This is a genomic window from Rhodopirellula islandica (assembly GCF_001027925.1).
Classification (GTDB): domain Bacteria; phylum Planctomycetota; class Planctomycetia; order Pirellulales; family Pirellulaceae; genus Rhodopirellula; species Rhodopirellula islandica.
On the sequence record NZ_LECT01000029.1, the window covers coordinates 222,422 to 248,238 of the forward strand.

Below are 25,817 nucleotides of genomic sequence, written 5' to 3' on the forward strand. Positions count from 1 at the left end.
CGAGGCAGGTTTGCCATCGCGTTCGAAATGGGGACGCCTATTGAGGACCTGTGTTGAAGACCGCCCGCGAGGGACGCGACAAATCAGAGGGCTCAATGTCAGGCAAGTGGAAGGCTTGGGTCGGGTTGGCCGCCAACTCATCGCGACGGGCCTTTTGACGTACTGCGACCAAGTAGTTCGTGACGGCGTTCCGCAATCCTTTGAACTCATCGTTGTCGTTGAGTTCGGTTTTGTTCCGAGGTCGATCGATGCCCACGGTGAACACGGGACCAAGCGAAGCGTTCGGGCCAGGGTTCAACGGCACGATTCGGTCGGCGACCATGATCGCTTCGTCCACATCGTTGGTGATCATCACGCACGTCTGTTTTTCCTCGCCCCAGATCTTCAGGATCTCGTCACCGAGTTGACCGCGTGTCAGTGCGTCCAATGCGGAGAGCGGTTCGTCGAGCAGCAGAACTTTCGGTTTCAATGCCAAGGTCCTTGCCAGACTGGTTCGTTGGCGCATCCCGCCGGACAACTCGTGAGGCCTTCGATGCGCCGCGTGGCTGAGTCCCACCATGTCGATGAATTTTTCGACGTGTTCGCGTCGTTGTTCTCGCGACCATCCTTTGAAAACGGCGTTGACCGACAAGGCGATGTTCCCTCGGACAGTCAGCCATGGCAGCAGCGAATAATTCTGGAACACCATGCCGCGGTCGGGGGATGGGCCCTTGATCGGCTCGTCATCCATCGTGATCGTGCCTTGGTCAGGAGCGATCAATCCGGCCAACAACTGCGTGAACGTCGTTTTGCCACTGCCGCTGAAGCCCACCACTGCCAAAAACTCGCCTTCGCGAATGTTGAGGTTGATGTTCTGCAGGACTTCGTTTCGTGTCACACCACTGCCGTACCCCTTGCAAACGCCACGCATTTGCACGATTGGCTTGGGAGCGGACGAGACGACTCGTCGGTTGGACTTGGGCGTCGTTTCGAGAACTGTGCTCATGGTTGCACCGCTGGATGAGGAAGGAAGAGAAGCCGTGACATCCACGATCAAACGGGGGAAGGGTTGCCGAAGCTGACCAGGTTGCGGAAGAAGATCATGATGCGATCCAAGACCAATCCGATCATTCCGATCACGATCACACTGAAGGCGATTCGTGCGTAGGTCAGCTCACTGCCGTTTTGGAATTCATCCCAGACGAACTTTCCGAGGCCAGGGTTTTGAGCGAGCATGTCGGCGGCAATCAAAACCATCCAACCCACCCCCAAGCTGATTCGCATGCCAGCGAACATCAGTGGCAAACTGGCGGGCAAGATGATCTTGGTCAGACGTTGCCACCATGAAAGACGAAGCACGTCAGCGACATTGATGAAATCCTTGTCGACACTGGCAACGCCAAGCGTGGTGTTCACCAACGTGGGCCACAGCGAGCACAGGCAGACGGTTGACGCTGAGATCAGAAACGCTTTGTTGAAAAACGTTTCGCCGCTGGAGTAACCAGCGTAGTACCACATGATGACGATGAACGCCAAAGGCAACCAAGCCAGTGGGCTGACCGGTTTGAAGATTTGAATGAACGGGGTCACCGCCGCATTGAACCAAGGACTCATCCCGCAAAGAACGCCGACCGGCACGGCAACGATCGTGGCCAAGAAAAAACCGAAGAAGACGGTTTTGACACTGGTCCAGATCTGGTCGATGAAAGTCGGGGCGCTAGATGGGGTGAAGTTGGCTGCGGCGAGGGCGCGTTTCTTCAACGCGGTTGATTTGTCTTCGAGCAATGTTTGCGTCTCACCCGATGCGGTGGCTGCTGCAGCGGTGTATGCGTTGGCTTCGGCAACGAGCTGAACGGCTTCGGTCAACTTCTCTTGCTTGGCAGTTTTGTCAGCGGCACGTTGGTCGTAGTGCATCGCGATCAGTTGTTTGCCCGCCGACCAAGTCGCTTGGGGGCTGGGAAGTTTGGCGCTGTCGGTCACCACCGTGGAGGCAGCCCCCGCCCACAACATCAAGAACACGCAAACTGCAGCGATGGGTAGCAGAATGAACTTTGCGATCCCGATGCACTGTTCGCGTTTGTCCTCACCTGCTGCCAAGCGAACAAACGGTTCGAGAATTGGAAGTCCGGCCACATCGCAAAAACGGAGAAGATTGCCACGCCAGTTCATCAGGGGATACGTCCAGAAAAGGTGGGAGATAGAAGACAAGAAGGAACAGGATCCAGGGGCAAACGACCCCGGTGGTCGCGGCTATTTCTTGGCCAGGGACTCGTCGTCCTTGTTGCCAATGTCGAAACTGTTGATGTAGCCAATCGGGTCTTTGGCGTCGTACTGGTTGCCATCGATGAATTCGGTGGTGACCGCGCGGTAGCCGTCGTAGTCAGGAGCCGGGATCTCGTTCGGATCCAGCTTGCCCTCGCTGATCAACAAATCAGCGGCTTGGCGGTAGATTTCGGGGCGGTAGACCTGTTTGGCCACCTCGGCATACCAGCTGGCCGGTTTCGATTCGGTGATTTGTCCCCAGCGTCGCATTTGAGTCAGGAACCAAATCGCGTCGCTGTAGTGCGGGTAGCTGGCTTCGTGTTTGAAGAACACGTTGAAGTCGGGCATTTCGCGAACGTCGGTGGATTGAAAGACGAACGTGCCCATCATCGAGTTGCTGATCACTTCCTTTTCCGCGCCGACGTAATCCTTGCGGCTGAGGATGTCGACGGCTTCTTCTCGGTTGATCAGTTTGCCTGTGGCGTCGGTGGCATCCAGCCATTTGCCGGCTCGAATCAATGCCTTGATCACAGCCAGGTGAGTTTGTGGATGTTCCTCCGCCCAGGATTCCGCGACGCCGAACACCTTTTCCGGGTTGTTCTTCCAGATGTCGTAGTTGGTGATGACGGGAACCCCGATGCCAGTCACAACCGCCTTTTGATTCCAAGGTTCGCCTACGCAGTAGCCTTTGACGATGTCCGCTTCGAGATTCTGTGGCATTTGCGGTGGCGGAACCGTCGACAATTTGACTTGCGCGTCGGTGAAGCCTTTGATGTCCGATTCGGTGTACATGCCAGGATGGATCCCCGACGCGGCCAACCAATAGCGGATCTCGTAGTTGTGTGTGCTGACGGGGAACACCATTCCCATTGGGAACGGTTCACCGGCATCCTGCAGGTACTCGTCAACGATTGGCTTCAGGCTGGCTGCACTGATGGGGTGCTTGGGGGTTGGGCTGTTGAGAGCCGGATCGTTCTCCTGCATCTGGGCCCAGACTTCGTTGCTGACCGTGATCCCGTTGCCGTTGTAATCCAGGCTGTAGGCGGTCACGATCGGCGACTTGGTTCCAACACCGATCGTGGCACCGATGGGCTGGCCGGCCAGCATGTGAGCTCCGTCGAGTTGCCCGTTGATGACGTTGTCGAGCAGGATCTTCCAGTTTGACTGGGTTTCGAGCGTCACGTTCAGGCCTTCATCATCGAAGTAGCCCATCTCCTTCGCGATCACCAAGGGGGCACAATCGGTCAGTTTGATGAACCCGAAGGTCAGGTCCGACTTCTCCAAATCCAGCATCTCAGCGGTGGCTGAAGGATCGACACTGACTTCAATTTTGCTGATGTCGACCTTGGATGCGGCGGCTTCGAGATCGGCCAGTGTGACCGTGGAATCACTGCAACCGGTCATCAGTCCAGTCAGTGCAAGGCAGCCGAACAACAGGAACGGATTGACCCTGACGGCAGCGATGGCTCGCATCGATCCGGTGGCGCGTTGGGGGCGGGGAGCCTGTTGTTCCTGAGTTTGTCCGCTTCGAGTGGACGAGGACGAATCCGATGAAATGAACGGGGTGCTTTCCGATTCAAGGCAAAAGCCGGAAGGGCAAAAAGGCATGAGGAAAACTATCCGTCGAGAAGAGAGCTGATAACGGTGTGCAATAAAGTGGCGTCGGTGATGCAGGTTTTACGGTTCGCAACCGTCATGCCACGGACAGGGGTGAGAAATGCGTCTGCGTTAGCACGGGTGCAGGAGGCGCCTGTGGGTGTGTTTAGAGGTTCCGGGATTTCCTTTCGTGGGCTGCGTCACGCATTGGAAATCTTGTTGATGGTTGGGGATGCCAAAATGTTGAGCACCCCAACGGGTGGTGTGCCTCTTGATTGGGCAGTCGATGTGGGGGTGCTGTCGACACCTGCCTGAGAGTCGCATGACAACTCGGAGAATGTCGATTATTGAACCCTTTGAAAGCATCAGGATTCGGTCGTCCTCGACGAGGCGTCGGCAGCGCTGGTCGGACGCTCGACATCTGGGAGTTTGAGCGTTGCGCCGATTGAGCATGTCCGACGAGGGTGCATCTTGAGCCACCCGGGCTTTGTGGATGCAGCGTCACTTTGAATGCGCCGATAGCCAAAAAGGATCGTTCTGCAGGCCCGGATGTTGGTTCCGAATCATCTCTGAATTCATTGCCGTTCCTTTTTCTCCAGGCGGAAGAATCGAGGACGATCCAGTGCACGATCCGGATGATCCGAACTTTCAATCAACTCCATGATGGAGATACAACTCAATGTCCCAACGCCACTGGAAACGCCGTCTTGTGGGTGCGATCGCGATCGCGTTCTCAACCGCGGCCCTTACGACTCCCCTTCATGCGCAAGACACTTCCGGTCTCGAGCAGGTGGAAGTCCTGGTCTTTCAACAGGGTTCGGGGGCGCTCACGGATCCCGGTCCGTCCCCAACCGCTCCGAACGAATCGCCCGCAGCTTCTTCGATTGTGGAATCGCAGTCGTCGATCGCGGAACCGGTTTTGGACTCGTCTGCCTACTCGGACGCTGACCTTTCCTACTCAGCGCCCTGCACTTGCTGTGCAAATGGATGCTGCACGAAGAAAAAGAAAGAAGCTGCGATGGCGAAAATGAAAGGTGCCTACCAAGGCGTCTTCTACGCCAACGACTTCAGCTACCTGGACGATCCTTGCTACGACGGTCCTTCTTTCTTTGGCGATTCACTGAAAGGATTGTTGGACGGAACGTTGGACGTGGGTGGGGAAGCACGGGTTCGCTACCACAGCGAAAACAACCACCGCGGCTTGGGGATCACCGGCAACGACGACAACTTTTGGCTGACTCGCTATCGCATGTTCGCCAACTGGCATCTTTCCGAGAACGTCCGGTTCTACGGGGAGTACTTGTACGCTGATTCCGGTGGCGAGACCTTCGCCAGCCGTCCAATCGAAGAGAACCGCGGGGAAGCCCAGAACCTGTTCCTCGAAGCTCAGCTGACGGACAACTTGTCGGTCCGCGGGGGACGTCAAGAGTTGTTGATGGGAGCTCAGCGATTGATCTCACCATTGGATTGGGCCAACACCCGTCGCACGTTTGACGGTGTGCGTGCGACCTACGCCAATCAAGATGGTTCTTTGGAGGCGTTCTACACGAATCCTGTCCGACGGACCGCCGCCTACGATGATCGTTGGGACGCTACCAACACTGACGTGGATTTCTTTGGCGTCTACATGACACGGAAAGACACTTGGTTGGGGCAGTGGGAAAACTACTACCTTGGTTTCAACGATGACGCGGGCGATTTTGACTACCACACAATTGGCAGTCGCATCGTGGGCAAGACGGGTTCCAATTGGCTGTACGAGTACGAAGGCGGCACGCAGTTCGGGACCAACAGTGATGGAACGGACCACAGCGCCGGTTTCTTCACCGGAGGTCTGGGGCGTCAGGTCGCGATGACGAGCGATTGGAAGCCAACGTTCTGGATGTGGTACGACTACGCTTCGGGCGGTGACGACGATCTTCGCGGTGGCGATGGTTTCGATCACATGTTCCCACTGGCTCACAAGTACTTGGGATTCATGGACTTGTTTGGTCGTCGTAACATCCACGACATCAACGCTCAGTTCATCACGCCCTTCTTTGGTGAGAAGGTCAAGTTGATTCTGTGGTATCACTACTTCATGTTGGACGAGAAAACCACGCCGTTCAACGTGGTGATGAACCCGTCGAATCCAGGGAACGCAGCGGGCGATCGTGAACTCGGACACGAGATTGATGTGTTGTTCCAAGTCGCATTGAACCCACGCAACAGCGCCTTGATCGGGTACTCACACTTCAATTCAGGCAAGTACTACAGCACGACGGCCGGGGTTCAAAACTTGGACGCCGACTTCTTCTACTTCCAGTATCAGACGCGATTCTAAGCCGCGTCTCTCAAAGCCGAACTACGACTTGATCGCTCGATGTGTCTCACATCGAGCGATTTTTTTTGCCTGTGCGGTTCTCTCGGTTGCGACACGAGCATGGGCTCGATGACCTTTCAAACCGACGTGACGGTGCGGTTCAGGAAGATTTTTGCAACCCGCATCAGCCGTTAACGAGAACGTCACACTGGATTGGTACCCTTCGCTCGAATTCAAGTTCAAAGCGATGGTCGTTCAGCATTGGATTGCACTCCCGGGGTCAAGGATGAATTTCTTTTGACCAGGAGGCGGCCGTTTCCATTCCTTCCAAGCCAAGGAAGTTGGTATGCAGCGGCCCGCCCCCACGCCGGTTCGGACCCTCTTGGTGAGCGACGTGCACCTGGGATCGAAGCACTCGCGAGCCGAAGAGTTCCTCGCGTTCCTGCGTGAGTTTCAACCCGACTCACTCTACTTGGTTGGTGACTTCATCGACGGGTGGAAGATCAACACGGGTTGGCATTGGTCGAATGCATGCGATGAAATCATTGCCCATCTGATCCGACTCGCACAACAGGGAACTGCGATTCGCTACGTCGCTGGCAATCACGATGCCTTTCTGCGAAACCCAGCGTTTCGAGCGGGTTGTTTGGCCACCTTGCCCCGGTTTGAAGTCGCAAATGAATTTGTGTTGGAAACGAGTGCTGGATGGAAGTTCTTGATCACGCACGGCGACCTCTTTGACTGTGTTGAACTCAACGCTCAGTGGTTGTCCAAGGGGTCGACCGCTTTGTACGACGTTTGTTTGAGTTTGAACCGTTGGTATCACAAAATTTGGCAGCACCGAGATTGCAATCCTCACGGTCAGTGTGCGGTTTTAAAGGACCGCGTCAAACGTTGGATTCGCTTTGTGAGTGGCTTCGAAAACAAACTTCTGCACCACGCCAAAGAACAGGATTGCGACGGAGTGATCTGCGGACACATCCACACGCCCGACATCGTGACCGGCGATTCGATGTGGTACTGCAACACCGGTGACTGGATCGAGAACTGCACCGGGTTGGTGGAGCGTCACGATGGTCAATTGCATTTGGTCCGCCGCTATGACGAAGACCTGTTTCTTCGCCTTCCCTCTCAACGCGGGCCCCTTCGCCAAGAAATCCCAGTGAAAAAGGCAACCAGCCTGGACGAACGAGAACTCGTTGCGGCGAGCGCCGGAACGGCATCCCGTGTTTACGCGGCGTGATGCGTGACACACAACCAAACTCCAACTCTGATTGAAAGACAACTTCGCATGGTCGCAAATTGGCTTGGCAACAAGTGTTTCAAGGTCGTTCACCAAAAGAACCTTGTCTACAACACGTGCTGGGAGGACCCTCGCATTGATCGTCAAGCACTTTCGCTGGGGGCCGATGATTCGGTGCTGGTGATCACGTCCGCCGGTTGCAATGCTTTGGACTATGCGTTGCAGTCACCCCGTTCGGTGCACGCGGTGGATATGAACCCACTTCAGAACGCATTGCTGGAACTGAAGTGTGCCGCCATTCGCACACTGAACTACGATGACTTCTTTGATGTCTTTGGACGCGGATTTCATGCCGATTGGCAGTCGCTCTATCACAATCACATTCGCAGTTCGCTGACCGCGGAAGCACGTGGGATTTGGGACCGACGTCTGGACTTCTTTGATGGAACCTCTCGCCGGAAAAGCTTTTACTTTCGCGGCACCTCGGGATTGTTCGCTTGGTTGGTCAATGGCTATTTGAAGCGTCCGGCGGGATTGAAAGAAGCGATCGGCGAATTGCTGCAGGCGGAATCCGTCGATCGTCAACGCGAGGTCTATCAACAGCGGGATATCAACGGGTTGCTGTGGAGCAAACCACTTCGCTGGGCTCTGCGACGTGACACCACGCTTGCAATGCTGGGTGTGCCACGCAGCCAACGCAACCAATTGGACCGATGTTATCCTGGCGGGATTGGTGGCTTTATCCAGGACCGAATCGAAGCCGTTTTCAAAACGTTGCCGCTGCGTGACAACTACTTTTGGCGGGTTTACTTGACGGGCAGTTACACACCCGATTGTTGCCCGGAATACCTCAAGGAACAAAACTTCGAACGACTGAAGGGCGGTTTGGTGGATCGCGTTCACACGCACACCAACACGGTCGAGGGGTTCTTGACCGGGCACGATCAACCGATTTCTCGCTTTGTGTTGCTCGATCACATGGATTGGCTGTACGACCGTCATCCCGAATTGTTGGTGTCGGAGTGGCAAAGCATTCTGAACCGCGCCACGTCCGACGCGCGAGTGCTATGGCGGAGCGCCGCACTGGCGGTCGATTTCGTCAACCCTTTGATGTTGCAACATGAAGGCAGCGCCGTTCAGTTGGGTGATCTGCTTCACTATCACGACGAGTTGGCGACCTCGTTGCATGCTCGGGACCGTGTTCACACCTATGGCAGTTTCTACATTGCCGATCTGTTTGGTCGACTGTCCGATGACACAGCAGTCACAACGGAAGCAGTCGGGGCAACTGGAGTGGCTGCATGAGTGAGATCACACAAACGAAGTCGCGTTTCGATGATCTCAAGGTGCTTTGGCATCTGTTGTTTCGTCCCGTTCGCGGCGCAACACACGGTGAACGACTGGAGAGTTTCTATGAAGGCCAAGCATCTCACTACGATTCGTTTCGCGCCCGACTCTTGCACGGACGATCGGAATTGATGTCTTGGGTGGACTTCCCCGCCGAGGGCGTGTGGGTCGATTTCGGTGCCGGGACGGGACACAATCTGTTTTCCGCCGAAGAACAGTCCAAGTCTCTGTCGAAAATCCACTTGGTGGACCTGTCGCCATCACTGCTGAAGGTCGCGGCCGAACGAGTGGAGGAACGCGGGCTGAACAACGTGACGCTGCATCACGCTGACGCAACCAAATTCGAGCTGCCGGAAAACAGCGTGGACGTCGTCACGTTTTCGTATTCGCTGACGATGATTCCGGACTGGTTCGAGTCGATCTTGATCGCCCGGCGGATTCTCAAACCCGGTGGTCGGATTGCGGTGACCGACTTTCACGTTTCGCGAAAGCATGCTGCTTCGACGAGTCGCCAACATGGTTGGTTGCGGCGGACGTTTTGGTCGCTCTGGTTTGCGTCGGACAATGTTTCCTTGTCCAGCGACCATCTGGCCATGTTGAACCGGCAATTTGAAATGGAACGTTGCGACGAGCGACTGGGAAGCGTTCCCTACATGCCGCTGCTGAAGGCACCGTATTACTTGTTCCTCGGCCGGAAGCCGGCCGAATGAGGAGCGACTTGGTTAGCGTCTGCTCACCAGGCCTTGGACCAGCTGGCGATGACCGAGTAATCGGTTTCCAATTGGATCCCATCCAGGTCTTGAGCGATGGTGGGGACGAACTCGAAGTTGAAGTAGTGACCGCGAGCCATCACCTGGGTGCCGATGCCGAGGTTGTACCAGTAACCGCCACGGAACTCCTCCACGTTGGTGGAGATCACCAGATTGTCGGCCGTGGGATCGGATCCGTCGTAATCCGTTCGCCAGAGGTGTTCGCCGCGGAGGGAAACGGACCAATTGTCGGTCAACAGAACGCTGGTCCAGGAATTCAAACGGAACTCGTCGCTGACGCTGTACCCGCGATAGTTGCGGCCGATCGGCAAATCGGTTTGGAACTGGACACCACCGCTCCACCAATCGCGAAAGTACTTCCACGTCACGCCGGGACGAGCGTTGAAGGTACCGCTGCCGAGCCGCATGGGGTAAGGCAGTGGTTGCGACATCATGCCGTTGGTCGGTGCGGTTGATTCGCGATAGATGTCACCGGTCGGAACCGAGCATCCGAGGTTGAAGAGCAGGTCTTGGGAGTCGGTGCTGTAGAGCCGCAGCAAGGCACCGAGGGAGGTGTCGCCGAAGCCACTGTTGTGAGTCGTGAATTCGCCACCGCGACCTGCCGGGTTTCCGTCCCCGCGAATGTGATCCATGGTCAGCGCGGGCATCATCAACATCGTGTACAGCGTGATGTCATCCGACGCCCCGTACATGATGTGGGCCATGTGCATTTCCATGGTCATCTGAGTCGGTGTGGCCCCGCCGTTGGTTTGGATACCATCGACCACAATGCCACCGGGAGGTCCCGCCGGCCCGATCGCATCTTGGTCGCTGATGGTGGTTTCACCGATGCGATTGTCTTCCATGGACATGACCATGTACTTGTACTCGACCATCCACTCGCCCTTGTCGTGCAAGTGATCGCCCATGATGCCGGCCGGGGCATGCTTGTCGGCCAGAGATTTCCGGCTGGGGTGATCGGCGTGAACCACGGTCGAATACAGCGCGAGAAAAACAGTTGTCGCTGTGAAACACAATCGCATATCGAGCATCCTGGAAGTGTTGGGGATACTCGGATCAATCGGGATAATCGGGACTCGCCCACTGTTCAATTTTCTCCGCACCCAGAACCTGCAATGCCCGCAAGGTTTGACATCGCCACGAAAGGCCAGTGGCAACGGTCAAGGAATCATCTCACCGTTGGTTGTCGAGCATCCTGCCGTGTGAGTGTTTGTTGCAATTCATGTTGCAATTTGGCGGCAAGATCGGATCGCTGAGCGGATAGGTCCTTCTGTTCACCGATGTCGCTCGCAAGATCGTAAAGCTCAACGCGATTGTCTTCGGCGAATTGCAGCAGCTTGTACTGGCCGCGACGGATGGCGGACTGAGGGCGAGTCCGGCTGGTCGCAAAGTCATCGATGCCGATGTTGTCGGGGGCTTTGGCAAACCCTTTCTCCGGATGGTAATACGGGAAGTGCCAAATCAACGAGCGTTCTTGCTCGGCTGATTGAGGATTGGCATTCATCCAGCCAGCGACGCTTTCACCGTCACACTTCGGTAGATCGCCGCCTGCCCAATCAACCATTGTGGGCAGCAAGTCGACCCCGATGACCGGACGTTCGATTTCTGTTTCTGCTTGGACGACGCCGGGCCAACGAACGATCATCGGCACGCGGATGCCACCCTCGTACAAGTTCCATTTGGAGCCACGTAGCGGCGCGTTGGCGGTGTACTCCGGATGCCCCCCGTTGTCGGAATAGAAAACCACAATGGTCCGATCGGCTTCGCCGGATGCCTCGAGTGAATCGAGGATCTGCCCGACATGGTGATCAAACGTCTCCACGAAGGCAGCGTACTCGATTCGGTTCTTGCGCTTCTTCGAATTCGAAGGCACCCGAGCGTCGTACTTCTTTCGCAGCCATTGGCAAGGCGTGCGGACGGGTGTGTGGACGTAGAACGAGGACGCCATTGCGAAGTACGGGCGATCGTGTTTCTTTCGAAGGAAGGCACCGACTCGGTCGACCATCGAATCGGAGGCAAAGCTGCCTACCTCGGTGATCGTTTCGACGGGCGAGCGTTTCCAGTTGTATGGGTGCGCCCCGTAGTCTTCCTCCGCCACCTCGAAGCCTTGCTTCTTGGGCCCGTGCGTGGGACTCCAACCGAGGTAGCGCTCATGGTGCGAACTGACATGCCACTTGCCGAAGAACGCCGTTTGGTAACCTTCGTCGTTCAAACACTCGGCGATCGTTCGCTCTTCAAGCGGCAGGTTCAACGTCAGCGGAGGTGCTGACAACGGCGTCGGGAAGTCGATCTTCTGTTGGCCCGCAGCGTCCTTGGTGACGAACTCAAAGTGCAAACGTGCAGGCGTCTTGCCGGTCAAGATTGATGCGCGGGATGCGGAGCAGATCGGGGCGGACGCGTAGGCTTCTGTGAAGCGGGCACCTTCGGACGCCAGTTCGTCCAGGTGCGGCGTGTCGTGCCAGGGATGCCCGTAGCAACCCAGGTCGGACCAAGCCAGATCGTCGGCCAAAATGAACAGGATGTTTGGCTGGTCGGGAGTTTCCGCTGCGGCGAATGAAGGTGCCAAGAAGACGCAGCAGAAAAGGGCTGCAGCAGCCCTCATGAAAAAGGTTGGCTTTGGCATTTTGGTTGAATGAGTGAGTGGGGAAGATGCGTCCAAACGCGGTGGGAATTCGAATTGCGGTGGGAATGCAGGGGGGCTGAACTGAGTGTGAACACTTGTGGAGCGACGGCGGGTGGGGATGGATGTTTTTCACGTTCTTCGTCGCTGGAGTCGCTAGCATCTTGGGTACCTGCACCCGTGTCAAATACACTGTGTCTTGCCCCGCCTTCATGCCTTCCGAATCCCGCCCGCCCTGCCTGAATGATGCCAGTGTCGATTTTCGCTGTGATTCCTCGTCTCGTTTGCTTGTTGCTAGTCATCTTGGTGGGAGGTGCCTCGGTTGCCGCGGAAGCGACCCGGCCCAACCTCATTGTGATTTTGGCGGACGACATGGGATACGGTGACATGGGTTGCATGGGCAGCCAAACTCTGCAAACTCCGAACCTGGATCGGCTCGCTGAGTCCGGGGTGTTGTGTTCGCAAGCTTACGTGGCCAGCGCCGTGTGTTCGCCCTCGCGAGCGGGCCTGTTGACCGGTCGTGACCCACGACGGTTTGGCTATGAAGGCAATTTGAATGCCTCCGATGCAAACTATGCGACTCGGCCGGAGTTGCTGGGGTTGCCTGCCAGCGAAAAAACGCTCGGTGATCACCTCGGGGCGTCCGGTTACGCGACCGCATTGATCGGGAAGTGGCACTTGGGGATGGGGGAAATGCATCATCCCAATCGCCGCGGCTTCGACCATTTCTGTGGCATGCTCACCGGCGGTCATCACTACTTCCCAGCGACGATGAATCACGTCATCGAACGGAACGGTCAGCGGGTGGAGGATTTTTCCAGCGAGTACCTGACGGACTTCTTCACCGATGAAGGGTTGCGATTCATTGACCAGCAGGAAGCAGCGGAGCCGGACCAGCCTTGGTTCGTTTTCTTCTCCTACAACGCACCTCACACACCGATGCACGCCACGGAAGCGGACTTGGCACGCTTTGCGAACATCAAGAATCAAAAACGCCGAACCTACGCCGCGATGATGTTCGCCCTCGACCGCGGTGTGGGGCGAATTCGCAAGCACTTGGAAGCAACCGGGCAGTGGGAGAACACGTTGCTGGTTTTCCTTTCCGACAACGGTGGCGCAACCACCAACGCCAGTTGGAATGGGCCGCTTCGTGGTGTGAAAGGATCGATGCGAGAAGGCGGCATTCGCGTTCCGATGATCTGGACTTGGCCGGCCAAGTTTCCTGCCGGCACACGCTATGACGGCGTGATCAGTTCATTGGATTTGCTGCCGACGTTTTGTTCCGCTGCGGGGGCTCAGCCGCTGGCGTTGTCCGCTCCCATGTCGCACGAGGACGCGTCGAATCGAAAACGAATGAATCGCTTGGCCGGAACGCATGACGGCATCGACATGACCGCACATTTGGTTGACGGCAGCGAACCGCCCAAGCGTCGTTTGTACTGGCGACTGCAGGGGCAAACCGCGATTTTGGATGGCACCGACAAATTGCTGCGTCCCTCGCATCGACCCGCCGAGTTGTTTGAGGTTGCCACCGACGTCTCGGAAAGCAACGACTTGTCGACCCAAGAACCAACCCGTTTCCGCGAACTGTTTCGCGAATTGGGGGCCTGGGAATCGATGTTGACGACGGTTCCGTTGTGGGGATCATCGCCCTTTTGGTCGGGGCAATCCGCCAAACACTATGACACATGGGAACCTCGCCCAGAACCAGAATCCACTTCTTTGAATCGCAACCCATGACAATCGGAACCCGATTCCGATTCAGCACGCACCGTTGATCGAATTTCGTTCGTGAATGCCGTGCCTTGCACCTTCCCCGATGCCCCGCCTTTGATGGAGATTTACATGAGTTTGACACCAAGACAGAACCTTGCTGTGGCAGTGATGCTGTTGTTACTGGTCGGTTGGTCGATGCCCGCAAGCGCTGTGGATCCGGAACCCGTGGACTTGGTGGTCTATGGCGGAACGTCCGCTGGAATCGCTGCCGCGGTGCAAGCACACCGAATGGGCAAATCGGTGATCGTGATTGAACCAAGCCAACGCGTCGGTGGACTCACAACGGGTGGTCTGGGGCAAACCGACATTGGCAACAAAGCCGCCATCGGTGGGATCGCTCGCGAATTTTACGAAGACATTGCGGCCCACTACGAGGATCCCTCCGCTTGGAATTGGCAGCGTGAGGAGGAGTACCGAGGCGGTGGCCAATCCAGAACCGCAGCGGGTGAATCCGCGATGTGGACGTTTGAACCCAGTGTCGCGTTGGCGGTCTATCAAGATTGGATTGAGCGAGACGGCCTCCGGGTCGACTACGGCAAACGGTTGGATCGGTCCTCGGTGATGACGACCCGCAGTTTGCCGGCCCGGATCATTGCGATTCGGATGGAGTCGGGTGAAACCTACCGGGCGCGGATGTTCATTGACGCGACCTACGAAGGCGATCTGTTGGCCGCCGCCGGGGTGAGCTACACGATTGGCCGGGAAGCCAACGAGCAATACGGCGAAACGCTCAACGGTGTGCAGACCAAGATGGGGATTTACCACCAACTGCGAAAAGGCATTGATCCCTACGTCGTTCCCGGAGACCCGAGCAGCGGATTGCTCCCGCACATCGATCCCAATGGGCCCGGAGAAGAAGGTGCCGCAGATCATCGCGTGCAAGCGTACTGTTTTCGGATGTGCTTGACCGATCATCCGCAGAATCGCATCCCGTTTCACAAGCCCGATGGTTATCAACCGCTTTGGTACGAGCTGTTGCTTCGCAACTACGAGGCCGGCGAAAACACGGCTCCGTGGATCAATTCTGGCATGCCCAATCGCAAGACGGACACCAACAACCGATTGGGATTCTCGACGGACTTCATCGGCCAGAATTACGACTACCCCGAAGCCAGCTACGAAGAACGCGAAAAAATTGTTGCCGAGCATCGACTGTATCAACAAGGGTTGATGTGGACTCTGGCCAATCACCCCCGCATGCCCGAAAACGTGCGCAAACAAGTCGCTCGGTGGGGGATGTGCAAGGACGAGTTTCAAGAGGGCAATGGCTGGCAAAAGCAACTCTACATTCGCGAGGCCCGGCGAATGGTCGGCGAGTACGTGATGACGCAGAAAAATTGCCAAGGTCTGCCGATCGAAGACCCGATCGGATTGGCGGCCTACACGATGGATTCGCACCATCAACAACGCTACGTCGATGAAAGCGGTCACGTGCGGAATGAAGGAGACGTGCAGGTCGGCGGTTTCCCACCGTACGGCATCAGCTACCGATCGTTGGTTCCCAAGCAACGCGAGGTCTCCAACTTGTTGGTGCCGGTTTGTTTGTCCGCTTCGCACATTGCGTTCGGATCAATCCGGATGGAGCCCGTGTTCATGGTGCTCGGTCAAACTTCCGCAACCGCAGCCGCCATGGCGATCGACGACCAAGTCGCGGTTCAGAAGGTTGACTACGAACGATTGGCAAAGCGTTTGGTGGAAGACAAACAAGTTCTGGCTTACGTCGGTCCCAAGCCCAAGCCGGGAATCGATCCGAAGTCCCTCGACGGGATTGTTGTCGACAACTCACAAGCGAAAACGGCAGGCAGTTGGATCCCCAGCAGTTCGACTGGCAATCGAGTTGGGATCGACTACTTGCACGACAGTGACGCCAGCAAGGGCGATTGCGTCGTGATCTATCGGGCTCCGTTGAAACAACCGGGACGCTACCTGGTGAACTTGCTGTGGCCGGTGCATTCCAACCGAGCCAGCAACACGTTGGTGAAGATCACAGACGCCGCCGGTCAGCAACACGAGGTTCGCGTGAACCAACGCGATGCGAAGTCTGGCGGGCGAGCCAAGCTGGGTGAATTCGAGTTCGGCGCGAATGCGATCGTGGAAATCCGCAATGACGATTCCGATGGTTATGTCATCGCTGACGCGGTGCAGTTCGTTCCGCTGGGAAACGCCGGCGATTGAGGCAACAGCATCCCACGCATTTCGATGCACCGGTCTCGGTTCAGGCACCGTCGCTGAGGTCGAGGTGATTGCCGTAGCGGCGGAGCACTTGGGATTTGAGATCTTCCAGGCCTTCCGATTCCATTTCGGGGTCTTGGTCGATCCAGTCCTGCGCCATCTCGCGAGCGACTTGCAGAATCTCGACATCGCGGTGCAAGTCCGCGATTCTCAATCGAGCGTCGCCGCTTTGACGTTGGCCCAACACGTCTCCGGGGCCCCGCAAGCGAAAGTCCGCTTCAGCCAATTCGAACCCATCGAGTGTTTGCTCAAAGACTTTCAATCGTTCGTCTTCTTGCGGTGGTTTGTCACCATCGACAAACACGCAAACGTGCCCCGCATGAGTGCCGCGACTGACCCGCCCGCGAAGCTGGTGCAACTGAGCCAGCCCAAATCGATTGCCACCCAAGATCGCCATCACGGTTGCATTGGGAACATCGATCCCAACTTCGATCACGGTGGTGCTGACCAACACATCCAGCTCACCTTCTGCGAACAGCTCCATCACACGTTGCTTTTCATCCGAGGGCATGCGGCCATGCAGCAACCCGACGCGCAAACCTTTCAGCGGGCCCGTGCGAAGTTGTTCATAGGTTGAGTGCACCGACGTGATGTCTTCCGCAGGCGGTTCCGTCGCATCGATGACTTCCGACAACTCTTCGTCCGCCGATTCGACTTCTGGTCCCACTCGCGGGGCCACCACAAAGGCTTGCCGTCCTTCTGCCACGCGTTCTCTGACGAATGACCACCAGCGCTCACGCCAGCTGTCACCGGCCAAGTACGTGTGCACAGCACCACGACCGGCCGGTTTCTCTCGCAGCGTGCTCAGGTCCACATCGCCAAACTGCGTCATCGCGACGCTGCGTGGGATCGGCGTGGCAGACATCACCAGATAGTGCGGGTCAACGCCGCCATCGCGAAGCGTCACGCGTTGTTTGACACCAAATTTGTGCTGTTCATCGATCACGCACAGCCCCAGTCGATGGAACTCGACACCATACAGCAAGGCTTGCGTGCCGATCACGATGTCCAATTCACCGGTCCGGATTTTCTCGACCGTGTCACGTCGCTCGGCCGCACCGAGTGATCCGCACAGCAAACCGATCCGCACGCGACTGTCCGCCAGCATCCGCTGAAGCGTCGCGTGGTGCTGCCTCGCCAGCACTTCCGTCGGGGCCATCAAGGTGGCTTGGTGTTCTCCCGCGACGGCGACCAGCATCGCGAAAATGGCGACGACGGTTTTGCCGCTGCCGACGTCGCCTTGCAGCAATCGGTTCATCGGAAACTGGCGTGCCATGTCGGCTGCGATCACGTCCATCACCCGGCGTTGATCGCCGGTCAGTTCAAACGGGAATCGCCGCAAAATTCGATTGCGAACCGTGGCAGAACACTCCAATGAGGGTGCTCGCAGTTCGCTGGTCAGCGACCGGCGTCGCATCGCCAGTGCCAACTGCATCACCAGCAACTCTTGGAACACCAACCGAGTTTGGGCCGCAGACAGGTCCGCTTCGCTTTCCGGCAAGTGGATGCCTCGCAAGGCCTCCGAAATACCAGGCAGCACGTCGGGCAATTCCATCCCCGCTGCGTTCAATCGTTTGGCAGCATCGGATCGCAACCGTTCAGGCAACACCTCGGTCAATTGAGCGGACAGTTCCTGGACCAGCGGACGAGCCAAACGCCGCAGGTCGGATTGCTTGACGCCTTCAGTCAGCGGGTAATTGGGCAGGATCAATCCGCCCGGCGCATCCTCGTCTGGCAGCTCGCCTTCCTGGACGACTTCGTATTGAGGATGCGTGAACTCCCACCGCAGTCCCGCCAACTTGGGCGTGCCACTGATTCGCACTTTCGTTTCAAAGGTCAATTGTTCGGCGCGAAACGGTTGATTGAAGAACACGATTCGAACCGCGCCCGAATCATTTTCGACAATCGCGGCGAAGATCGATTTGCCGGGCGTGCGAGAAACCAACTCGGCGTCGGTGATCGTCCCGATGAAGGTCGCCGGTTGGCCCTCCGACAAATCCGCCACTTGGGTCGGCGGAGGTGGGAAGGCGTGATTCCGTGGAAACAGAAACAGGATGTCGCGAGCGATTCGCAGTCCCAACTTGCGAAGCTTGGTTGCTCGCGCGGGGCCCACGCCTGGCAAATACTGAATCGGTGTGGTCAGCGTGAGCGTGGATTCGCTGCTGCTTGGCTCGCTCACGAAATTCAATCACCGAGGCGTGTAGTGAAACTGTTTGCTTTTCGAAAAGAACTCGACCGGGTTGTCATGCACGACCTTGCGAATCAAGGCTTCGTCCATTCCGCGACGTCGCATCGTGTAAATCAAATCGGGCACGGCGGTCGGTTTGCTGATGCCCCAATCGCCAGCCGAGTTGGCCAACAATCGCTCACCCGCATGGCGTTCAATCATATCGGCAGCGCGATCAGGCGTGCACTTGGTGACCGGATAAAGCGTCATCCCGGCCCAGAAACCTCGATCGAGCACTTCGCTGACGGTGTGTTCTTCGACGTGGTCGACCAACACTCGATCTGGATTGATGCGTGAATCGTCACAGAGCATGTCCAAGATCATCCGCGTGCCTTGGTACTTGTCTTCCAAGTGCGGCGTGTGGATCAAGATCGGCTGGTCGTACTTGATCGCCAACTCCATGTGTTCGAGGAACACCGTCGCTTCGTTCTTGGTGTTCTTGTTCAGTCCGATCTCGCCGATCCCCAGCACACCGGGGCGATCGAGGAACTCGGGAATCATCGAGATGACTTCGCGAGACAGCGAAACGTTCTCGGCTTCTTTGGCGTTGATGCACAGCCAACAGTAATGCTGGATGCCAAACTGAGCCGCACGTTTGGGTTCCACCGCGGTCAATTGTTCAAAGTAATCGCGAAAACCGTCGACCGTGCCACGGTCAAAGCCAGCCCAAAAGGCCGGTTCGCTGACGGCAACGCATCCCATCCGAGCGAGCGTTTCATAGTCGTCCGTCACGCGGCTGACCATGTGAATGTGCGGGTCGATGAAGTCCATGTTGCTGGTCAGTGGGTCGGAGTGTTTTTAGGAGGGCAAGGGAGCGATGTCAGTCAGTGGCCGTTGGGCTCACTTCGAGCTCGGCGTTCCCACACCGAGGTTGGTCTTCCAATCAGGGTCGTACTGGCGGGAGAACCAATGCTGAACCTTGGCGGCTCGGTCGGGATCCTCAGCGAGCAACATTTCCATCGCATGCGTGAGCTGATCGCGACGCGGTGAAGGATCCTTGCCTCCCGGAGCACGGTCCAGTCGGTCCAGCACCGCCGCCAGTTCCAAAACTTTGGCTCGAACTTCCAGGTACGAGGCATCCAGAATTTCGTCAGCGGTCCGTTGGCTCATGGCGCAGGTTTGTCGAGGGAGAAACGGTTTGAGAACGGGTTGTTACCCGTTCGCGGCAACAACCCCGCATTTCAGTTCAGGGTGTCCATTCAATTGTACCCGACAACTCATGGATTGGTTCCCAGCGTGGAAGCCTTTTTCCGGCAAGCCTGGCTGCAATACCGGACCTGCTCCCAATCGCGAGCCCATTTTTTTCGCCAGGCGAACTCCCTCCGGCAGACCGGGCAGGTCTTCGTCGGCAGGTTCCGTTTGGCATCACGATGGGCGGACACATCACTCGCTCACGCATTCCAAGACATCGCAGCCAACCCATGGCCGCAATGTCTTGGGCACATTGATCGTCCCGTCGGCACGTTGATGATTTTCCAGAATGGCGATCATCGCGCGTCCGGTCGCAATGGCGGTGCCATTGAGAGTGTGGACAAAGTCCGTCCCTTTCTGGCCGGTTGTTTTCGATCGAACATTCAAACGACGAGCCTGATAATCGGTGCAGTTGCTGGTACTGGTCACTTCCCCCCAATCACCTGATTCGCCACGTCCGGGCATCCAAGCTTCCAAGTCATACTTGCGATACGCGGGGCCGCCCAAGTCACCGGTTGCGGTGTCGATCACTCGGTAGGGCACCTCCAACGCGTCAAAGATTTCGCATTCCAGTTCACGCATCTCTTCGTGCATCGCCGTGCTCTGATCGGGCGATGTGAACGCGAACATTTCGACTTTGGTGAATTGGTGAACGCGGTACAGTCCCTTGCTGGCTCGTCCGGCCGCACCGGCTTCGGTTCGAAAGCAATGACTCAAGCCGCAATACCGAAGCGGCAATTCTTCGCTGGCGAGAACTTGTCCGCTGAGCATCCCGCCCAAGGGGATTTCCGCCGTCGCGACCAAATTCAGTTCCGTGTTTTCGATGCTGTAGATCTGCGTTTCCGGGCCACGCGGGTTGAACCCGGTTCCTTGCAGAACACTGGTCAGCGCCAGGTCGGGCGTTGAAACGGGGGTGAAGCCTTTGCCGGCCAAGTGCGAAATCGCGAATTGTTGCAGGGCCAAATCCAAACGCACGGCCGCATTTCGCAAGAAGTAAAACCCCGAACCAGCAACACGGGCGCCGCCTTCGAAGTCGAATAAGTCGTGTTTTTCGCCCAGCTGCAAATGGTCCAGCGGTTGAAAATCCAACTTCGGCACCGGCGTTTTGCCACGGCCGATTTCGTTCGCATCGTGCTCGCCACCCTCGGGCACGTCAGGGTGAGTCATGTTCGGCAGGATGGTTTGCAGCTCGAGGATCTCGGCTTCCAAGCGATCTTGCTGGGCACCGGCGGCATCCTTTTGCTCGCGAAGGCTGCGACCTTTGGAAATCAACTCCTGACGCTCGTCATTGTCTTTGGCAGATTTGATCTGCTTGCTGACTTCGTTGGCCTGCCGATTGAGTTCCTCGGCTTGCTTCAGCGCTTCCATCCGCTCGGCTTCGAGACGGCAGATCGCGTCGACGTCGACGGAAACGCCTCGCTTGGCGGAATTTTCAGCGACAAGCTGGGCGTTTTGCAGGATGAATTTGCGATCGAGCATCGTGGTCAGTGGGGTGCGGGAAAATGGACAACTCTATTTCCCCACAACTTAGCGAAAGAACCCCGATCGTCGCAGCCCAGGAAATTGTCGAGTTCAGGGGGCTGAGTGCCACGACCGAAATTGTCGTGGATTGCTCTGCCGATCCCATGTTGACCAGCGAAGCAGGCCGAGACGTGAGATCAGCGAAGCGATCCACGTCCATCAGCTCATCGATTCGTGGCGGTCACGACGTAGATCTGCTGGGTCGGGGCGACGACCAACACGTACGTGTTCTTCGCGTTGTGGATTCGCAGTGCCACTTGGCTGGGCGAGGCAATCGGTTGGCCGTCGTAGCGAACCGGTGCAAATTCGACCGTGTGATCCCCCGCCGGCAATTCGGCTCGCAGAACCTGAATCTCTCGCGGCAGCAAACCCCAGCACCGGGTGTCGGCGGTTTCTGTCGCCGTCCAAGCGGTCGAGGTCGCGAACTGGAACATGGTTCCGGCCGGTCCGGTCAAACCAAGGTTTTTGCGAGCGGAGGCGACCGCCAGTTCCTTGCCTCCCTGCCGAATGATGCCGCGAGCGATGGTCCACGGCATTTCCGCATCGACCTGTTGCTGCACCATCCCGGCCACATCCGTCAACGGTTGAGTTGCACCGTGCAGTTCATACAGAGGCAACGTGTCCGGCCCCGTCGGGATGTAGCTGGCCACTGTCACCGAAGCAACATCGCTGGGCGGAATCACAACACGGGGGACTTTGACCGAGGTGATCTTGGGCAATGTGGCGACGTCGTCTTCCTTGTTGTCTTGGTTCAGCATCAATGCGTTGGCGACGGTCATCGCCGCGGTCGTTGCCGGGGCGTCAACCGCCTCCAACACCGGGCCGCGCCCGACCAACGCAAACACATACAACGCACCGTGTCCTGGTTGGCTGTGCATGCCTTCGGTCGCGCGTTTCAAGTCATCGGCAGCCGGCAGAAAACTTGGACGAATCGCACTGACCAATCGGTAGTTGCGACGAGCGTCATCAAGATCATGCAGGTTCTCTTCCCGCAACACACCTCGCAGATACGGCGCCAACGCCAACTCTTGGTGCGGATTCGCGGTCAGCGTGTCCGCGACGGCCTCACCGAACACACTGCTGCGTCGTTCGTCATGTTCCTGTTGCAATTTCGTTTGCAACATCGCGGCTTGATTGATGTAACTTTCCGCGTCATCGCCATCGCGAACCAGAGAACACATCGCCAACATCGTGCGGATCATGACCTGCTCGTAGCCCGCCGGACGGAACTTCCGAGCGGTGTCGTCGGTCACCATCGCCGCCGCTTCGTGCAGCGGAGCGACCTTCAATGACGAGTCAAACTCATCCCGTAGTTCACGCAGCGTTTTCTCGGCGGACGTTGCATCGCCGACCGCCAGATCGACCATCGCCAAATCCAACTTGGCCGGCGTGGCAAATCGCCCGCGTCCCTGGGCGACCTTTGACAACGCTTCCCGAGCGGTGTCTGGATCGCCAGCGGCGAACGCATTGCGAGCCGTGTCGATGTGCGCGAGTTTTGTAGCGCAACCCGCCAGCGTTGTCGGCAACAACGCAGCGAACAACAGGAACGCTCGAAAGTCGTTCGCTGAGATCATCCGTCGGCTTGATCGAATAAGCCAAAGTTCCACCACTTGCCCGCTCGCGTGTTGTGATAGCCCTTGCGGATCTTGGACGACTCTTTGATGTAGTCCCCCGATTGCAAATTGACCATTTCCAACGTCAGCAAGTAATCCCGTTGAGTCGACTTGTTGCGATCGGTCGTTCCCGACGTGATGGTCGCGTACAGCAGGTAGTCGACCGGAGCTCCCTGCCGTCCCAAAGCTGCGGCGAACGCGCTTCGGTTCTGTGGCAGGAACAACGAATCGGGACGCAGACGAGTCTCCACCAACGCCGCATCGACCATTCGGCGGCTGATGCTTCGGAACGAGCTTCCGGAGTTGATTTGCGAATCGATGCGTTCGTAGAGCTGGTCCTTGAAGTCGACCAATTCCTCGGCGCTTTTATTTTCGATTCCAATGAAACAAACTTTGGCCGGCCCCTGCACCAATGGACCGGCGTTTGGAACCGCGACCTGAGATCCGATGATGGTCTCACCCGTGGCGGGATCCACCATCGTTTCCATGGCCCCAGACGAGTGGCTGGCCATCTGGGCCGGGGTTCCATTGGCGGCAAATTGTCCCGGGAAGACGACCGCTTCGTTGGGTGGTGGGCAACGTCCCAAGATCTTCGCAACGGCTTCATCGACCAGCGGATTCCAGGTCGCGGCCCCTGCTTCGTGGCTGCCAACCATGTCTTTCTCGTCGCTGGCGAGCAAATGTCCGTACCGCCGCGAGGCACATCCCGTGGTTCCCGCCCCCACAATGGCCACTCCCGCGGTCATCCGCAGCATGGCTGCCGCTAAAATTTTCCGCCGCGAAAGAAGTTCACCTGCAGAAGTTCGCAAATTGGGATCCAAAGAGTTTTCTGCCGATTCGTCTTGAAAAATGCGATTCATCGCGGTTGTTCACCCGGTATTGAGTGGGCCGAATCAACGTCATTGACCGGAAAACCTGATTCAGAAAGTGTTCTGTCAGCGAATTTCCGAAAACAATTCCGGCTTGTCGGCTTGTGAATGCTGTGCCAGTTAGCAAAATGATCGACCCCACGTCGACCCGATCCTCGATGGAATCCTTGAAACCCCCACGGTTCACCAAACCGTTGCGGACTGCGAGAATCCCCCAGTTTCTCAAACTTCCATCCCCCACACCCGCATTCACAATCTGTTCATGCCTGCCACCCTGACCGCCCCCGTTGCTGATCCTGTTGCTCCCGTGAATTTGGGACTCGACGCAACCGATCCGCTTCTCCTGCCCGGCACCCTTTTGCCTGGCACCTCGGTGAATCCAGGTTTGGCACCCGCTTCGGGGAAGAACCCGACGATCGCGATTCCAAGCGTCAGCCCCACCATGGCGGAAGAAGAAGACGATTCCGATGACCAGGATGATAGCGCGGACGCTGATGACGCCCCCGGCGTCGGCGATGACCTCGACGACATCGATGACGACGTTGATGAATTTGACGACATCGATGAAGACGATTTCGACGATGATTTTGATGACGACTTCGAAGAAGAGCTTGAGGACGACTACGAAATCGAAATCGACGACGAGATCAGTGCCGAGTTCGGCCTGAACACCGCTGGAGATGACAGCGAAGAGGGACTGGACGACGACTTGGACGACTTCGAAGACTTTGAGTCAGTCGATTGAAAATCGTCTTCTTAACCGCCGGTGCCGCAGGGATGTACTGTGGCAGTTGCATGCATGACAACGCGATCGCCAAAGCGATGCGTGCTGGCGGAGACGACGTTCTTCTTCAACCGGTCTACACGCCGATCCGGACCGACGAAGCCACCATCGCGTCCCAACAAGTTTTCTTTGGTGGCATCCATGTCTATCTGTTGCAGCAAATGCCTTGGCTGCGGTGGTTGCCGCGTTGGACTCGGTCATGGATGGATCACCCCGGCCTGATCCGCATGCTGACTCGCAGAGCAGTCAAAACGGACCCCGCTAAACTGGGCGCCCTGACGCTGTCGATGCTGCGAGGCGAACATGGAAGGCAGTTCGAAGAAGTCAGTCGGTTGGTGGATTGGTTGGTCAAAGACATCCAGCCCGACGCGATCATCTTCAGCAACCTGTTGATCGGAGGTGCGATCCCAACAATCCGCCGGCGGTTGCCTGACACGCGTTTGGTCGTGACTCTGCAAGGCGACGACATCTTCCTGGATCACTTGCCCCATGACGCGCGAGCCCAAGCCATCGTGTTGTGCTCGGAACTGGCCGAACAGGTCGACGTGTTTGTTTCGCACAGCGAGTTCTATCGCGACAAAATGGGAGCGTTGCTGGGCATCCCGCCCGAGCGTTTTGACGTGCACCCGCTGTCGATTGACCTGGCACCGTTTGACCGCCCTGAATCAAGTGACCGCCTCGCCGAGGCACCCAGCAAACTGGAAGACGAATTCCGCATCGGATACCTGGCACGCCTAGCACCGGAAAAAGGTCTGCACCACCTGGTCGATGCCTTCCTTCGAATCGGCGCGATGCCCGAGCACGCCAACGTCACGTTGCACGCGGCCGGATGGCTGGGGGAACACAACCGTGCCTACCTCGAGGAATTGCAATCTCGCGTCGCCGCGGCTGGCCTGTCAGATCGATTTGTGGTGCACGACAGCCCCGATCAACCAACGAAAATCAATCTGCTGCGGCAAATGGATGTGCTCAGCGTCCCGGCACCTTACGAAGATCCCAAGGGATTGTTTTTGTTGGAAGCGATGGCCTGCGGTGTTCCCGTCGTCCAGCCCGATCATGGTGCGTTCACGGAAGTGGTTCGTTCGACGGGCGGCGGTTTGTTGTTCCATCCCGAAGACACGGACGCGTTGGTCAGCGATTTGATCGGACTGAAGAACGATCCCGACCGACGAACGGGGTTGGGCGAAACCGGACGCCAATCCGTCCACCAGCGTCATCACATCGAAGCCGCCGCGGATCGGATGCGGCGCACCTGCCAGCGAGGTTAGTCCGGACTCGCTGAAGCTGCTGCAGCAGAACCTGGCTCACGGTGGTCCCCACCGTGAGCACCACCTCAGCCGATCGATCGAATTTCGGTGAGGGCGAATGCGCGAGAAAGTCCATGCCGAAAGCAGTGCTCGTCTCGGTGGGGGACCACCGGGCGACCGGTTTGGGAGTGGTGATCTCGGCGAGGGCCGCGCCGATTTACAGCTTGCGAGTACCGAA

Annotated in this window: 20 protein-coding genes; 8 read left to right on the forward strand and 12 right to left on the reverse strand. The window is 57.3% G+C overall.

What is annotated here, in order from left to right; all coding sequences use genetic code 11:
* Positions 1-37: 37 nt before the first annotated feature.
* The 3 genes from RISK_RS15535 to RISK_RS15545 all read right to left on the reverse strand — a co-directional run bounded on the left by RISK_RS15535 (position 38) and on the right by RISK_RS15545 (position 3,714).
* Entirely contained in the window at positions 38-985 is a 948-nt protein-coding gene (locus tag RISK_RS15535) for an ABC transporter ATP-binding protein (RefSeq protein ID WP_047815273.1), read from the reverse strand.
* A 47-nt stretch (positions 986-1,032) separates the two neighbouring features.
* Positions 1,033-2,148, reverse strand: coding sequence for an ABC transporter permease (locus tag RISK_RS15540; RefSeq protein WP_047815211.1), 1,116 nt, complete (start codon positions 2,146-2,148; stop codon positions 1,033-1,035).
* Between the two features lie 81 nt (positions 2,149-2,229).
* Complete coding sequence (locus tag RISK_RS15545; RefSeq protein ID WP_390173941.1) at positions 2,230-3,714, reverse strand: CmpA/NrtA family ABC transporter substrate-binding protein; 1,485 nt, start codon at positions 3,712-3,714, stop codon at positions 2,230-2,232.
* Positions 3,715-4,516: 802 nt separating this feature from the next.
* Here RISK_RS15545 and RISK_RS15550 point away from each other — a divergent pair.
* From RISK_RS15550 to RISK_RS15570, 4 genes are all read left to right on the forward strand, one after another.
* The gene (locus RISK_RS15550) at positions 4,517-6,160 is read left to right on the forward strand and encodes an alginate export family protein (RefSeq protein ID WP_047815213.1); all 1,644 of its coding nucleotides are present in this window, start codon (positions 4,517-4,519) and stop codon (positions 6,158-6,160) included.
* A gap of 325 nt (positions 6,161-6,485) precedes the next feature.
* Entirely contained in the window at positions 6,486-7,382 is an 897-nt protein-coding gene (locus RISK_RS15560; protein ID WP_047815215.1) for a UDP-2,3-diacylglucosamine diphosphatase, read from the forward strand.
* 48 nt (positions 7,383-7,430) lie between these two features.
* Positions 7,431-8,687 (forward strand): DUF3419 family protein, encoded by a 1,257-nt coding sequence (locus RISK_RS15565; RefSeq protein ID WP_047815216.1) that lies wholly within the window; start codon positions 7,431-7,433, stop codon positions 8,685-8,687.
* Positions 8,684-9,439 (forward strand): class I SAM-dependent methyltransferase, encoded by a 756-nt coding sequence (locus RISK_RS15570; RefSeq protein WP_047815217.1) that lies wholly within the window; start codon positions 8,684-8,686, stop codon positions 9,437-9,439. The genes RISK_RS15565 and RISK_RS15570 overlap by 4 nt, the downstream gene beginning before the upstream one ends.
* 23 nt (positions 9,440-9,462) lie before the next feature.
* Here the strand turns inward: RISK_RS15570 and RISK_RS15575 are convergent, their stop codons facing one another.
* A complete protein-coding gene (locus tag RISK_RS15575) occupies positions 9,463-10,530 on the reverse strand; it encodes a transporter (RefSeq protein WP_047815218.1) in 1,068 nt (355 codons plus the stop codon).
* 137 nt (positions 10,531-10,667) lie between these two features.
* Complete coding sequence (locus RISK_RS15580; RefSeq protein ID WP_236696353.1) at positions 10,668-12,065, reverse strand: sulfatase; 1,398 nt, start codon at positions 12,063-12,065, stop codon at positions 10,668-10,670.
* A 321-nt stretch (positions 12,066-12,386) separates the two neighbouring features.
* Here RISK_RS15580 and RISK_RS15585 point away from each other — a divergent pair, with 321 nt between their 5' ends.
* Both RISK_RS15585 and RISK_RS15590 read left to right on the forward strand, forming a co-directional pair.
* Positions 12,387-13,859, forward strand: a complete 1,473-nt coding sequence (locus RISK_RS15585; RefSeq protein ID WP_236696354.1) for a sulfatase-like hydrolase/transferase — start codon at positions 12,387-12,389, stop codon at positions 13,857-13,859.
* A 105-nt stretch (positions 13,860-13,964) separates the two neighbouring features.
* Positions 13,965-16,070, forward strand: a complete 2,106-nt coding sequence (locus RISK_RS15590) for an FAD-dependent oxidoreductase (RefSeq protein ID WP_047815275.1) — start codon at positions 13,965-13,967, stop codon at positions 16,068-16,070.
* 40 nt (positions 16,071-16,110) lie between these two features.
* On the opposite strand, the gene recG is transcribed toward RISK_RS15590, so the two are convergent.
* The 7 genes from recG to RISK_RS15620 form a co-directional block, all read right to left on the reverse strand.
* Positions 16,111-18,306 carry an ATP-dependent DNA helicase RecG gene (gene recG / locus RISK_RS15595; protein WP_047815276.1) on the reverse strand — a complete coding sequence of 732 codons (2,196 nt, stop codon included), beginning with the start codon at positions 18,304-18,306 and terminating at the stop codon, positions 16,111-16,113.
* A 9-nt stretch (positions 18,307-18,315) separates the two neighbouring features.
* On the reverse strand, positions 18,316-19,125 hold the full coding sequence (locus tag RISK_RS15600) for a TatD family hydrolase (RefSeq protein ID WP_047815220.1): 810 nt from the start codon (positions 19,123-19,125) through the stop codon (positions 18,316-18,318).
* A gap of 69 nt (positions 19,126-19,194) precedes the next feature.
* Positions 19,195-19,464 (reverse strand): hypothetical protein, encoded by a 270-nt coding sequence (locus RISK_RS15605; protein WP_047815221.1) that lies wholly within the window; start codon positions 19,462-19,464, stop codon positions 19,195-19,197.
* Positions 19,465-19,571: 107 nt separating this feature from the next.
* Entirely contained in the window at positions 19,572-19,736 is a 165-nt protein-coding gene (locus tag RISK_RS33595; protein WP_083434998.1) for a DUF2256 domain-containing protein, read from the reverse strand.
* Position 19,737: 1 nt separating this feature from the next.
* On the reverse strand, positions 19,738-21,024 hold the full coding sequence (gene serS / locus RISK_RS15610; RefSeq protein WP_047815222.1) for a serine--tRNA ligase: 1,287 nt from the start codon (positions 21,022-21,024) through the stop codon (positions 19,738-19,740).
* Between the two features lie 206 nt (positions 21,025-21,230).
* On the reverse strand, positions 21,231-22,640 hold the full coding sequence (locus RISK_RS15615) for a COG3014 family protein (RefSeq protein ID WP_047815223.1): 1,410 nt from the start codon (positions 22,638-22,640) through the stop codon (positions 21,231-21,233).
* Positions 22,637-23,539, reverse strand: coding sequence for a hypothetical protein (locus RISK_RS15620; protein ID WP_047815224.1), 903 nt, complete (start codon positions 23,537-23,539; stop codon positions 22,637-22,639). Before RISK_RS15620 ends, RISK_RS15615 begins: the two co-directional genes overlap by 4 nt.
* A gap of 271 nt (positions 23,540-23,810) precedes the next feature.
* On the opposite strand from RISK_RS15620, the gene RISK_RS15625 reads away from it, so the two are divergent.
* Positions 23,811-24,293, forward strand: coding sequence for a hypothetical protein (locus tag RISK_RS15625; protein WP_047815225.1), 483 nt, complete (start codon positions 23,811-23,813; stop codon positions 24,291-24,293).
* Entirely contained in the window at positions 24,290-25,600 is a 1,311-nt protein-coding gene (locus RISK_RS15630; RefSeq protein ID WP_047815226.1) for a glycosyltransferase family 4 protein, read from the forward strand. Before RISK_RS15625 ends, RISK_RS15630 begins: the two co-directional genes overlap by 4 nt.
* Positions 25,601-25,817 lie beyond the last annotated feature (217 nt).